Annotated in this window: 9 protein-coding genes; 1 reads left to right on the top strand and 8 read right to left on the bottom strand. The window is 66.7% G+C overall.

Features of this window, described 5'->3' with window-relative positions; genetic code table 11:
- Nucleotides 1-32 precede the first annotated feature (32 nt).
- The 8 genes from AACH87_RS21345 to AACH87_RS21310 form a co-directional block, all read right to left on the bottom strand.
- A complete protein-coding gene (locus AACH87_RS21345; RefSeq protein ID WP_338796569.1) occupies nucleotides 33-839 on the bottom strand; it encodes a DUF1365 domain-containing protein in 807 nt (268 codons plus the stop codon).
- On the bottom strand, nucleotides 836-2,143 hold the full coding sequence (locus AACH87_RS21340; protein ID WP_338796568.1) for an FAD-dependent oxidoreductase: 1,308 nt from the start codon (nucleotides 2,141-2,143) through the stop codon (nucleotides 836-838). The genes AACH87_RS21345 and AACH87_RS21340 overlap by 4 nt, the downstream gene beginning before the upstream one ends.
- A 261-nt stretch (nucleotides 2,144-2,404) precedes the next feature.
- Nucleotides 2,405-3,037: a glutathione peroxidase gene (locus AACH87_RS21335; RefSeq protein ID WP_338796567.1), complete on the bottom strand. Its 633-nt coding sequence runs from the start codon at nucleotides 3,035-3,037 to the stop codon at nucleotides 2,405-2,407.
- Between the two features lie 302 nt (nucleotides 3,038-3,339).
- Complete coding sequence (locus AACH87_RS21330; protein WP_338796566.1) at nucleotides 3,340-4,554, bottom strand: phosphohydrolase; 1,215 nt, start codon at nucleotides 4,552-4,554, stop codon at nucleotides 3,340-3,342.
- Nucleotides 4,555-4,707: 153 nt separating this feature from the next.
- Nucleotides 4,708-7,827: an efflux RND transporter permease subunit gene (locus AACH87_RS21325; RefSeq protein ID WP_338796565.1), complete on the bottom strand. Its 3,120-nt coding sequence runs from the start codon at nucleotides 7,825-7,827 to the stop codon at nucleotides 4,708-4,710.
- A gap of 11 nt (nucleotides 7,828-7,838) precedes the next feature.
- A complete protein-coding gene (locus AACH87_RS21320) occupies nucleotides 7,839-9,008 on the bottom strand; it encodes an efflux RND transporter periplasmic adaptor subunit (protein ID WP_338796564.1) in 1,170 nt (389 codons plus the stop codon).
- Nucleotides 9,009-9,061: 53 nt separating this feature from the next.
- A complete protein-coding gene (locus AACH87_RS21315; RefSeq protein WP_338796563.1) occupies nucleotides 9,062-10,492 on the bottom strand; it encodes an efflux transporter outer membrane subunit in 1,431 nt (476 codons plus the stop codon).
- A 74-nt stretch (nucleotides 10,493-10,566) separates the two neighbouring features.
- The gene (locus AACH87_RS21310; protein WP_338796562.1) at nucleotides 10,567-11,226 is read right to left on the bottom strand and encodes a CerR family C-terminal domain-containing protein; all 660 of its coding nucleotides are present in this window, start codon (nucleotides 11,224-11,226) and stop codon (nucleotides 10,567-10,569) included.
- A 186-nt stretch (nucleotides 11,227-11,412) separates the two neighbouring features.
- Here AACH87_RS21310 and AACH87_RS21305 point away from each other — a divergent pair, with 186 nt between their 5' ends.
- On the top strand, nucleotides 11,413-13,212 hold the full coding sequence (locus tag AACH87_RS21305; protein ID WP_338796561.1) for a methyl-accepting chemotaxis protein: 1,800 nt from the start codon (nucleotides 11,413-11,415) through the stop codon (nucleotides 13,210-13,212).
- Nucleotides 13,213-13,320: the final 108 nt, after the last annotated feature.

The following is a 13,320-nucleotide window of genomic DNA, read 5'->3' as shown; positions in this document are numbered from 1 at the left end:
GGCGTTCTCGCGGGACAAGGTCGGCATGGAGGTCAACGGGTCACGATCGAGGCCGGGGCCTCGGGCTTGCGATGAAAGCGCACACGCTTGAGCCACAGCTGCAGCGCGTGCCAGTGAATGCGGGCGATGATGGCCAGCGTCATGGCCGGGTAGCCCCACAGGGCCTGGCGCAAGGTGCGGGCGGTGGCGGGTTGCAGGGTGCCGCTCACGCTGGTCTGGATGAGCGGGCCACTGGCGTCGTCATAGTCAATGCGCACCACGGTGCGGCCTGCGTCCTGCGGGCTGGGGGCTGTGCGCATGAAGCGGAAACGGTAGCCGCCCGTCACCTCGCAGAACGGTGACACATGGAACACCTTGCGCGCCCGCTGCTCCACGCCGTACTGCGGGGCGTCGAGCAAATAGCAATGGCGCTCGCCAAAGGTGTTGTTCACCTCGACCAGAATGGCGCGCAGGCTGCCGTCAGCGCGGTGGCAGTACCAGAAGCTCACGGGCTTGAAGGTGTAGCCCAGCACGCGCGGGTAGGTGTGCAGCCACACCTCGCCCGTGGCGTCGTTAATGCCTTCGGCGCGCAGCAGGCCATCGAGCCACGCCAGGGCACCGCCTTGCTCTGCACTGCGTCCGTCGCCATGGTCCACGTCGTGAAAGCTGATGGCACCGCGCCGGTTCACGGCCAGGGCGCACTCCCGCCCGCCCTGCGCCAGCGCACGCATGGGCAGCATCAGGAAGAATGTGCCGTAGGCAAACGCATGCTGGCGGGGGCGCAGCCGGGTGTGGCGCACCTGGCCAAAGCCCAGCAGTGGCTGGGCCGGGGTGGTGGTGGCGCGGGGCTCGGTGGTCATGCGGCCAGCCTTTGCGGTGCCTGCAGCAGTGGTGCCAGCTGGCGTGCCACGGCCAGGCCGGACTTGAGCCCGTCTTCGTGGAAGCCGTAGCCCGTCCACGCGCCGCAGAACCAGGTGTTGTGCTGGCCTTGCAGTGCAGGCACCTGCTGTTGCGCCGCAATCGCGCCCAGGTCAAACACAGGGTGGGCGTATTCGTACTCGCCAAGGATCTGGCGCGGGTTAATGGGGCGCACCGGGTTGAGCGACACCACCACGGGCTGTGCAAACGGAATCGGCTGCAACTGGTTGAGCAGGTAGTGCAGGCACACGCGTGCGCTCTCGCGGTCGGTCTGCTGGGCGCGTTCGTAGTTCCAGGCGGCCCAGGCGGCACGCTGCTGCGGCAGCACCGTGGTGTCGGTGTGCAGCACGGCTCGGTTGGGCTGGTAGCGGATGGCCCCCAGCACGGTGCGCTCTTGCGTCGTGGGTTCGGCCAGCAGGGCCAGCGACTGGTCGGAATGCGTGGCCAGCACCACATGATCGAAATGCTCGGTGCCCTGGTCGGTCACCACACGCACGCCTGCGGCGTCGCGCTCGATGCGGCGCACGGGGGTGTTCAGGCGCTTGTCGGGCAACCCGGCCAGAATCTTTTCCACATAGTTGCGTGCGCCCCCGCTCACCGTCCACCACTGTGGGCGGTTGGCCACCTGGATGAGGCCGTGGTTGTGGCAGAAGCGGATCATCGTCGCCACCGGAAACTTCAGCATCTGGTCCGTAGGGCAGCTCCAGATGCAGCCCAGCATGGGCAAAAAGTACCAGTCGCGGAAGGCCTCGCCAAAGCGGTGTTCCTTCAGAAAATCGCCCAGCGGCTGCATCAGCGCCTGCTCGGCATGGGCCTGGGCAATGCGGGTACACAGTTTGTTGAAGCGCAGCAGATCGGCCAACATGCCCAGGAAGCGGGGGTTGACCAGATTGCCGCGCTGCACGAACACAGTGGAGAGGTTGGTGCCGCTCCACTCCAGTGCCCTGCCCCCGCGCGCACCGGGCACCTGCACGGAGAACGACATGTCCGACTTGGCCGTGGCCACGCCCAGCTCGGCCAGCAGCGCAATCAGGTTGGGGTAAGTGCGCTCGTTGAAGACCAGAAAGCCGGTGTCCACGCCGTGCGTGACGGGCTTGCCCGCTGCGTCGGGCAGGGTCACGTCCACGGTATGGGTGTGGCCGCCAAAGTAGCTGCCGGATTCAAACAGGGTGACTTGCGCCTGGCTGCGCAGCTGGTGCGCCACCGAAAGTCCGGAAATGCCGGAGCCGATGATGGCGACTTTCATGGCCGACCCCCTCTGGTCGACTCAGCGAATAAAAAAGTTGCGAAGCGTCCCGAAACGAATAAGAGAGGGAGGGAGGAGAAGCGCTCCAGGAGGTCAGTCGGAACCAGAGGACCCGAAAGGCTTCGCAACGTTAAACCGGGTGAGCGCTCATTGCGCTCGTGCAGTAGATAGAGTGGGGACTCTATCCAGAAGTTCCAGAGCTTGTGGCGCATTTTTTTCAAAGAAAGGTAAAGAAAATTTTCAGTCAGCGTGTCGGCAAGCTCAGCGCGGCGTGGGCTGCGCCAGTTGCTGCTCAATGGCGCTGACCAGGCTCTTGCTGTCGGGGGCCGTCATGCTGGAGTAGTTGTCCACCACGCGTCCGTCGCGGCCCAGCAGGTATTTGTGGAAGTTCCACTTGGGCGCCGTGCCCGAGAGCTGGGCCAGTTGCCGGTACAGGGGCGAGGCATCGGCCCCGCGCACGGCGGTCTTGGCGAACATGGGGAACTTCACGCCGAAGGTGTTTTCGCAAAAGTCGGCAATTTCCTTGTTGCTGCCTTTTTCCTGGGCAAAGTCGTTTGACGGAAAGCCCAGCACCACCAACCCCTTGTCCTTGTAGCGGCTGTACAGCTCCTCCAGCCCCTTGTACTGACCGGTAAAGCCGCAGTAGCTGGCGGTGTTGACCACCAGCACCACCTTGCCCGCGTACTGGCACAGCGACTGGGGCTTTTCGTCCTGCAGGCGCAGGTAGGTGTGCTGGAGCGTGGCCGGGCAGGCGCTGCTGACAGGGGCAGCGGTGGGTGCCGGGGCGGGCGCGTCTGCAGCCTGTGCGGGCAGACAGGCCAGAGCCAGGGCTGTGCCCCAGGCTGGGAGTGCCAGCGGCGCCAGGAGAAAACGATGAACAAAGACTGCGGGCATGAAGCTCTCCCCGATGTGGTGGGCACAATTTAACCGCTTAATCATGTTTTGTCCATTGCGGTATTTATTTGTACTGATCGGTATACGGACGCCGTGCCGTATCGGATTCACGCTTTTTGTATCAAAGCGTGCGGGAGAGCAAGCGGGGAAACGTGAGGTCTAAAAATGGCTGTACCGCACATTCAGAAAGCGGTAGCAGCTATCAAATCAGGAGTGATCCGGCCGAGATCACTCTCCGTACGAAGGGCGTTCAGACTCGCCGTTCAGGAGTCGCTTGGCGCCAGCGTTCTCAGACGCTGCCGTCAGACCAGCGGAAGCAGCCGGTCCAGCGAGATCTTCACGCGCACGTCCTTGTGGGCGACCACGCCAGTGATCTTCCACTGCGGCACCCCTGTGTCGCGGGGAATGAGTTCGCCCGTGGGCATGCCCAGCCGGTTGGTGACCACGGCCACGCGCGGTGTGGTGGCGCTGACGCCGCGGCGCAGCACCACGCCCACCTCCTGGCTGGCCAGGCGCACAAAGGCACCGGGCGGGTACACCCCCAGCCCTTTGACCAAGGCCGCACCGGCCTCGTCCACCTTGTTTTCCTCGTCGTAGTAGCTGGCCTGCATGGCTGCCGTGACCGGCATGGGCCAGCGCGATGCGCGTGGAGAGATGCGGGCGCCGAACACATCGGCGCGCTGGATGAGGCGGGCCATCTGCTGGCCCTCGGTTTTCTCGTTGAAGGGGCCGGGCTTGCGGTGGTGGTGGTGGCGCACGGCCTCCAGCCACACCTCGTCCGTCACTCCCAGTTCTGCCAGCAGCAGGGCGGAGCGGTTGGCATGGTCTTCCACCGCGGCAATCTGGCGGGCGGTCAGCGGCTGGGTTTGCTGGGCGAGCTGGTCCTGCAGCTCGGTCATGGCAATGTTCATGCTCAGCCCGGCGCCGCCCAACTGGCGCACTTTGGCCGGAGGCCAGCGCAGCATCTCGCGCCCCACGATCATGCAGATGCAGCTCACCAGCATGGCATGGGTGGCGCTGTACATGCGCGTTTCCTGGGCAGAAAGAAAGATCAGCGCCAGCAAGGTGGCATCGGGGGCCTGCTCGCAGCGCTTGGCCAGGTCTTCATGGAGCTGCGCGAAGCGCTCCTTGAAGTCGAACGCCTTGGGCGCGCGCAGCACCTGCGTCATGCGCAGCTGCAATTCCGACCAGTCCAGGGGCCCGCGCTCTTCCCGCGCCCGGGCTGGCGGCGGCGCAGGGGCCGGGCCCGACATCTTGACGGCCGCCAGCTGGCCGAGGGAGGTGTCTGACGACAGCAGCATCTGCTGCAGCCGCCCCACAAAGGCGCGGTAACTGTCGCCCGACTCGTCCACATCCACGCACAGCTGAATCCCGCGCCCGACCATCTCCGACAGTTCCTTGGCGGTCTGCACCACAAAGCCCTTCTGGGCCAGCAGTGCGCCATTGGCAGCCCGCAGCGCAAATGGCAGGGGCTCACCCAGCGGGACGGATTCTGAATTGATGGGAACGAGGTTCATACGGTGCGTGTGTGCCGTCCCAGGAAAGGTGGTTTACAAAAACAAAGGCAAACCATTGCAAACCAATGCGGAACAGCACAGGGGGGCATTATCCAGACAACGCCCCCCTCTAAAAGCCAGCTAACCCCCGGGCTTGCCCGGTAGTTCCACGGTTTAAGACTCTGCTGAGCTCACCTTTTGGGCGGACGTTGCCGGGTCGGCAGGTTGGGCAGGCCCGCCCATCACGCGCCGCCAGAGCTTTCCGAACTTCAGCCCCAGGTCGTCCACCCCGGTGAACACGGCGGGAATGACCAGCAGACTCAGGAAGGTGGAGGTAATCAGCCCGCCAATCACCGCCACCGCCATGGGCGAGCGGAAGCTGCCGTCCGCTGCGCCCAGCCCCAGGGCAATGGGCATCATGCCCGCTCCCATGGCCAGGGTGGTCATGATGATGGGGCGCGCGCGCTTGTGGCAGGCGTCCATCAGCGCTTCAAAGCGCGTCATGCCCTGCTCGCGCCGCGCCAGGATGGCGTATTCCACCAGCAGGATGGAGTTCTTGGTGGCAATGCCCATGAGCATGATGAGCCCGATGAGCGAGGGCATCGAGAAGCTCTTTTGCGCAATCAGCAGGCCCACGAAGGCACCGCCCAGTGACAGTGGCAGCGCCACCAGGATGGTGGCCGGGTGCAGGAAGTCCTTGAACAGCAGCACCAGCACGATGTAGATGCACAGCACGCCGGTCAGCATGGCCAGGCCAAAGCTGGCGAACAGCTCGCCCATCATCTCGGCGTCGCCAATGGTGATCTGGCGCACGCCGGGTGGCAGGTTCTGGATGGAGGGCAGCGCAGCCACGGCTTGCGTCACGTCGCCCAGCGGCAGGCCCGAGAGTTCAATCTCGAAGTTGACGTTGCGGGCACGGTCGTAGCGGTCCACCACAGCGGGGCCGCCGCTGAACTCGAGCGTGGCCACCTGCCCCAGCATGACCGGGCCTTTGGCACCGGGCACCGACAGGCGCTCCAGCACCGACAGGTCCTTGCGAGCATCGTCTTCCAGCTTGACCACAATGGGCACCTGACGCGAGGCCAGGTTCAGCTTGGGCAGCGACACATCGTAGTCACCCACGGTGGCGATGCGCAGCGTCTCGGCAATGGCACTGCTGGTCACGCCCAGGTCGGCGGCACGGGCAAAGTCGGGCCGCACGGCGATTTCAGATCGCACCAAGCTGGCGGTGGACGAGATGCTGCCCAGGCCGGGAATGGTGCGCAGGTCTTTCTCTACCGCCAGCGCGGCCGTCTGCAGCGCCTGCGGGTCGTCGCCAGTGAGCACCAGCACGTACTTCTCGCCCGAGCCGCCCAGGCCGACCTTGGTGCGCACGCCGGGCAGGGTCTCCAGCGCGGTGCGGATGTTGGCCTCAATGCCCTGCTTGCGCGGGCGCTCGCCACGGGCGTCCAGGGTGATGGTCAGCGTGGCCTTGCGTGTTTCTGCGTTGGAGCCGCCCATGAAGGGGTCAGAACCCGCCGTGCCGCCGCCAATGGTGGTGTACACGCTTTTCACATGCGCTACTCCGGCGACGCGCAGGCGCGCATCTTCGGCCACAGAACGGGTCTGGGCCAGTGTGGCACCGGGGGGCAGCTCCAGGTACACCTGGGTCTGCGAGTTGTCGTCCGGCGGGATGAAGCCCGTGGGTAGCAAGGGGATGAGCGCGAGCGAACCGACAAAGAACGCAATGGTGGCGGCAAAGGTGATCCAGCGGTGCTTGATGCACCATGCCGCCCAGCGCAGGTACACGCCCATCCAGCGGGGCTCGTCGTGGGCGGTGACGATGGGCTTCAGGAGATACGCCGCCATCATGGGCGTGAGCACCCGTGCCACCACCAGGCTGGCAAACACCGCCAGCGATGCCGTCCAGCCAAACTGCTTGAAGAACTTGCCCGCAATACCGCTCATGAACGCGGTAGGCAAAAACACGGCAATCAGCGTGAAGGTGGTGGCCACCACGGCCAGGCCAATTTCGTCGGCGGCTTCCATCGCGGCCTGGTAGGGCGTCTTGCCCATGCGCAGGTGGCGCACGATGTTCTCGACCTCGACGATGGCGTCGTCCACCAGAATGCCCACCACCAGCGACAGCGCCAGCAGCGTGATCACGTTGATCGAGAAGCCCAGCCACTGCATGCCGATGAAGGCCGGAATGACCGACAGCGGCAGCGCCACCGCCGAGACAAAGGTGGCGCGCCAGTCGCGCAGGAACAGCCATACCACCACCACGGCCAGCAGTGCACCTTCGTACAGCAGGTGCATGGAGCCGTCGTATTCCTCCTGCACGGGCTGCACAAAGTTGAAGGCCTCGGTGATCTCCAGATCGGGGTGCGCGGCCCGCAGTTCGGCCAGCGCCACCTGCACGGCAGCACCCACCTCCACTTCGCTGGCGCCCTTGCTGCGCGAGACTTCAAACCCCACCACCGGTTTGCCGTTGAGCAGCGCCATGGCGCGGGGTTCGGCAATGGTGTCGGTCACGCTGGCCACCTGGTCCAGTCGCACATGGCGGCCATCAGACAGGGCCAGCGTCAGGCCTGCCAGCTCCTGCGCGGTCTGCACGGTGGCCAGCGTGCGCACGGGTTGCTCGCTGCCACCCAGATCGGTGCGGCCACCGGCGCTTTCGGTTTGCACCAGGCGCAGCTGGCGCGACACATCGGCCGCCGTGGCGCCCAGCGCCTGCAGCTTGAGCGGGTCGAGCGCCACCTGTACCTGGCGGGTAACGCCCCCCACGCGCGAGACCGCGCCGACTCCGCGCACGGTCAGCAGCTTCTTGGCAATGTCGTTGTCCACAAACCAGGACAGGGCTTCATCGTCCATGCGCGGTGACGCCACGGTGAAGGCCAGCACGGCCTGCGCCGCCAGATCCATTTTGGTGATGATGGGGTCGCGCACATCGCCGGGCAGGTCGGCACGCACCCGCGCCACGGCCGAGCGCACGTCGTCCAGCGCCTCTTGTGTGGGCTTTTCCAGGCGGAACTCGGCGGTGATGGTGGCGCCGCCGTCCTGCACCTTGGTGTAGATGTGCTTGAGGCCCTGCAGCGTGGCGATGCTGTTTTCGACCTTGCGGGCCACATCGTTTTCGAGCTGCGTGGGCGAGGCTCCGGGCAGGCTCACCGTCACCGAGATGGTGGGCAGGTCCATGTCCGGAAAGTTCTGCACCTTCATGGCGTTGAACGCGATCAGGCCGCCGAAGGTCAGCAGCACAAACAGCATCAGCGCCGGTATCGGGTTCTTGATCGACCAGGTAGAGACATTCATGCAAATGCTCCTTATTTGCTAGCTGCCTGCGCTTGCGGGGCGGGCGCTGGAGCCTGTTTTGGCTTGGAATCTGCGGTGTCGTTGGAAACCCGCACCAGATCGCCATCGTTCAAAAAGCCCGCGCCGCGCACGGCCACGGTGGCGCCCGCGTCCAGCCCGGCGGTGATCTCCACCCGGTCGGCCACGCGGCGGCCGGGCTGCACCTTGCGCTGTTGTGCGCGCTGCTGGCCGTCCACCACAAACACGTAGAAGAAGCCGTCGCGCACCACCACCGCCTCTTGCGGCAGGGTCAGCGCCTGGCCATCGCCCAGCGCAAAGTCACCGCGCGCAAACATCCCGGCGCGGATGTCGGCGTGGGCGGGTAGGTCCACATAGACCAGGGCATTGCGCGTTTGCGTATCTACCGTGGGCGCCACCATGCGCACGGTGCCTTCCACCGCCGCGCCGCTGGCTGCGGTGACCTGGACTTTGGCCCCGGGGCGGATGCGCGCCAGCTCGGCCTGGGTGACTTCGGCACGCCACTCCAGCCTGCCCTTGCGCACCATGCGGAACAGCTCGGTGCCCGAGCCCACCACCGCACCCACGGTGGCGGTGCGGGCGGAGATGACGCCGCTGTCGGGCGCCAGCACCTGGGTGTGCTTCAGCCGCAGTTGCTGTGCGTTGAGCTGTGCACGGGCGGCCTCCACGCGCGCCTTGGCGGTCTGCTCGGCGGTGGTGTATTGCTGGATCTGCTGCTGGCTCAAGGCGCCCGAGGCTTGCAGGCCGCGTGCGCGCTCGGCGTTGGCGGCGGCTTCGGCTGCGTTGGCCTCGGCTTCCATCACGCTGGCGCGGGCCTGGGCCACGTCGGCCTGCGCGGTGTCGGCGGCAAAGGTAGCCAGCACCTGGCCTGCCTTGACCACATCGCCTACGTTCACGTTCACGGCCGTCAGGCGCAGGCCGTTGCTTTCAGCGCCCACGCTGGCCTCTTGCCAGGCGGCCACGTTGCCGTTGGCCGACAGGCGCTGGGGCACGCTGGTGCGCTGGGGCTGGGTGGTGGTCACCGTGAGGGCCGGGCGGGGTTGCGCGGCGGCAGGCTTGTCGGCAGCGCGCGAGGCATCGGTGTGCAGCAGCGCGGCACCGCCGGTCAGCACGCACAGGGCCGTGAGGGCCAGGGCCACGGGAGAGAGTTTGAATGCGGGCATGTGCATCGTCCGTTTCTTCAAAAAGGGGTGTTCAAGCGCTGGGGCTGGTGTGCTCAAAGTGCCGGGGCGGCGGCGGGTGTTGTCTGGGCTGTGGGCTGGGCGGCATCAAAACCACCCCCCGCTGCGCGGTACAGCGCCACCCAGGCCGACTGGCGCTCGTGCTGCAGGGCCACCAGCGTGGTCTGCGCGGCCAGCAGCGTGCGGCGGGCGTCTTCCAGCTCGACCAGGCTGGCCAAGCCACCGCGCCAGCGGGCCTCGGTGGCGTCAAACGATGTCTGGTAGCCCTGCACGGCGGCGCGGGCACTGTCGGCGCGCTCGGCCGTGCTTTGCAGGCGTACCAGGGCCTGCTCCACCTCGCTCACGGCCTGGCGCACGCGGCCCTGGTACACGGCCACGGCTTCGTCGTAGCGGGCGCGTGCGGCATCCACCTGGGCCGTGCGGCGGCCACCGTCCAGCAGCGGCAGGCTCAGCGCCAGCGGGCCAAAGGACCAGGTGGTCAGGTCGGTGGTGGTGCCCGCAGCGCGGCTCCAGGCCGTGCCCACGGTGCCGGTGAGCGACAGGCGCGGCCAGCGCTGGGCCTGGGCGTTGCCCACTTCGGCACTGGCGGCAGCCACTTCGCGCTCGGCGTTGTACACATCGGGCCGCTGTGACACCACCTGCACCGGCAGCGCGGCAATGGTGAAGCGTGCCTCGTCATACCGGGGTGCGGGGGCGGCGGTGATCTGGCTGCGCAAGGCGGGCTCGGGCTCGCCGGTCAGCGCCACCAGGGTCTTGAAGTCCACATCGCACTGCATGCGCTGCTGGGCGGCGCGGGCCGTGGCCTCGGCCGCGCTGGCGCTGGCCAGGGCGGCGGTGGCGGGCGCGGTGAAGCCTGCGCGCTGGCTGTCTTGTGTGAGGCGTGCGGTGGCCGCGCGTGACTGGGCATCGCGCTCGGCCACATCCAGCTGCTGCAGGCAGGTGCGCAGGCTGCTCACCTGCAGCGCCACCTCGGCGGCCACGCTCACGCGGGCCTCGTGCCACAGGGCCTGGGCACCGGCCAGGCGCTCGGTGGCAGCATCGCGCGTGGCTTGGTTGGCGCCGAACAGGTCAATCTCCCACCCCGCCTGCAACCCGGCCTGGGCGGTAGTGGCGGGCGTGGTCACGGGGGCGGTCACGCCCCGGCTGGCGCTGGCCTGCGCATCCAGCGTGGGCAGCAGGGCAGCGCGGGCGGTGGTCTGCGTGGCGCGGGCCTGCTCCACCCGGCTGCGTGCCTGGGCAAGGCTGGGGCTGATGCGCTGGGCGGATTCAATCAGCCCCACCAGCACCGGGTCGTGGGTGCGGCTCCACCAGTCGGCGAGGTACTGCAGTTGCCCCTCGTGCGGCAGCGGGGCTTGCCATGCAGCGGGTGTGGGCGCGGCCACTTGCTCTGGGGGGCGCAGGGTGGTGCAAGCTGCCAGGGGCAGCACCAGCCACAGGCTGCGCAGCGCGCGGGCTGTGCGGCGCATGGGTTGGGATGGCTGGCGGGGTCGCGCCGCAGGTGCGCAGGCATCAGACAGACCGGTATGGGGCATGGGTGGGATCACGAGGCATCTCCTGCAAGGGCTTGGCGGCGTCGGGCTTCGCCAGCAATCAGGTGGTGGGCAAAGTCGATCAGCCTGCGGGTGGTGGCTTGCAGGCATTCAGGGTCGTCCAGCAGCTGCGGGGCCATCTGCTGGATGAGTTCGCGGTTGGCGTAGTACTGCAGCGGCAGGGCCGATATGGCCAGCGCCAGGCGGTGCACATCCTCATCGGGGCTGGCCGCGCCCACCGCCCGGCACAGCAGCCGCGCCAGCGTGGCATGCATGGGCTTGATCTCTTCCTCCAGCTCCTGCTGCCACAGGCCGGTCGGGTCGAGCATCTCGCGAAAGTGCAGGCGCATACACAGCTCCACCTGGTCGCCCATGTCCAGCGGGCGCATGAAGGCGGTAAGGAACTGCTCCAGAAAGATGTCCAGCGAGTCGCCGTCCGGCCCTGCGTCCACCTGCATGGGGCCGCCCAGGGGCTCGGCATAGGCCGCGTTGTACAGACCTTTCTTGTCGCCAAAGTAGTAGCTGATCAGGGCCGTGTTGGCGCCCGCCGCCTCGGCAATCTGGCGGATGGACGTCTTGGCGAAACCGTTTTCGGCAAACAGCCGCAGCGCGGCACTGAGCAGCCGCGCGCGCGAGTCGGCCGCTTCGGGGGTAAGAGGGGCAGGAACCATAGGCGCGGATTACACCACGATTTAATCAACCGATTAATTAACTTTTTGTATCGGAAGATGTCGCTGGTGTTTCGCACGCGTTGCGAGGGTGTTGCAGATGTCGTACAACACCGTTCGCCCGGGTCGCTTTCTGGCAGACTGGCTCGCTTCAACACGGACAAGCCCGGGCGGGCTGGAGGGGACCTTATGCTGCGCAATCTCTCGGTCAAGGCGGGCTTGCTCGCCGTCATGGGCGTTTTCACGCTGGCTTTGCTGCTGGCGGTGGCCGTCGGTTGGCAGGGCACCCGCACGGGGGCACTGGCTGCAGAGAGCCAGGAGCGCTTTGGCGATGCCATGCTTGCGCTCAAACAGGCTGAAATCCGCATGTGGGACAACCGCGTGGCCCTGGCCGTGGGGCACCGCAACCTGCTGCGGGGTGACCCGCCCGCCAGCGTGAAGGGGCAGACGGACCGTGCCGAGAAGGCCATGGTCGATGCCGAGAAGATTCTGGTCTCCGTGACCCAGAATCTGCCCCCCGAACTCGTCCAGCAACGCGCTTTGGCCGACTCCATGCTGACCAAGTTCCGCGCCTACACGGTACTGGTCAACCGCGGCGGTGCTGGGCTGGTGGGCGGCAATGAAGCCGAATACAGCGGCAAGGACATCGTGGCCGAACGCAACAAGCTGCTGGCGGAGATGGAGGAGCTGATGCAGCAACTCTTCAAAGCCGCCAAGGACCGCAGCGCGGAGCTGCGCGACGCCTCGGCCAGTCTGCTGCAGCGGTCGCTCTACCTTGCCTTTGGTCTGGTGGGGCTGGCCGTGGTGCTGATTGCCGCCAGCTGGACCTTCATCAACCGCGGGGTGGTGGCACCCCTGGGTGAGGCGGGTGAGTTGATGGACCGGGTGGCGCAGGGCGACCTCACGGCCCGCATTGACACATCATCCAACAACGAGATTGGCCGGCTGCTGCGCTCTGTCAGCACCATGCAGGCGGGCCTGGCGAGCATGGTGACCGAGGTGCGGCAGGGCGTGGAGGAGATCAACACCGGTGCGCGTGAGATTGCGCTAGGCAATGCGGACCTGAGTGGCCGCACCGAGCAGCAGGCAGCGTCTCTGGAGGAGACCGCCGCCAGCATGGAGGAGCTGTCATCCACCGTCAAACAGAATGCCGACAACGCCCGCCAGGCCAACCAGCTGGCCAGTGGCAGCATGTCGATGGCGGAGCGAGGCGGGTCGGTGGTGGGCGAGGTCGTGGTCACCATGAAGGCGATTTCCGAAAGCTCCGACAAGATTGCCGACATCGTCAACGTCATCGACAGCATCGCCTTTCAGACGAACATCCTGGCCTTGAACGCTGCCGTGGAAGCAGCGCGCGCCGGTGAGCAGGGCCGCGGCTTTGCGGTGGTGGCATCCGAGGTGCGTGCTCTGGCCCAGCGTTCTGCCACTGCTGCCAAGGAGATCAAGGGCCTGATCGCCGACTCGGTGGGCAAAGTGGGTGCGGGCTCGGAACAGGTGGAGCGCGCAGGCGCGGCGATGACCGACATCGTGGCCTCGGTGCGCCGCGTCACGGACATCATGGGCGAGATCACTGCAGCATCGCAGGAGCAGTCTTCGGGCATCGATCAGGTCAACCTCGCCATCACGCAGATGGACCAGGCCACCCAGCAGAACGCGGCCCTGGTGGAGCAAGCCTCTGCCGCTGCCTCTTCGCTGGAAGAACAGGCCCGCCGCCTGAACGCTGCGGTGGCAAGGTTCAAGGTGGACATGGGCAGCCAACCCGCCGCAGCCCCCCGACCTGCGCCCCGGCCTCGCGCGGTGACGGCACCTCAGCCCGCCATAAGCCCCAAGCCTGCCAACAAATTTGCGCCGAAACCCATCGACAAGGTCGCTGTGTCGGCACCCCCCAAGCCTGCTGCCCCCGCGCTGGGCCGCACGCCTGCCAAGCCCACGGCCTCTGCACCTGCCGCCAAGGCGGGGGGCGACGATGGGGACTGGGAATCTTTCTGAGCGCTGGGAGGGGGCGCGGTGGCGACGGCGTGCTGGCTGGAGTGGGGTGTATTACTCCTGATTTGATAGCTTTCTGCGCTTATCCATCAAGCGCCAGGCATTGATTTC

The organism is Acidovorax sp. DW039 (genome assembly GCF_037101375.1).
In the GTDB taxonomy this organism is placed as follows: domain Bacteria; phylum Pseudomonadota; class Gammaproteobacteria; order Burkholderiales; family Burkholderiaceae_C; genus Acidovorax.
Note: the sequence above shows the minus strand (reverse complement) of the source record. Positions and strands in the feature narration are given on the sequence as shown.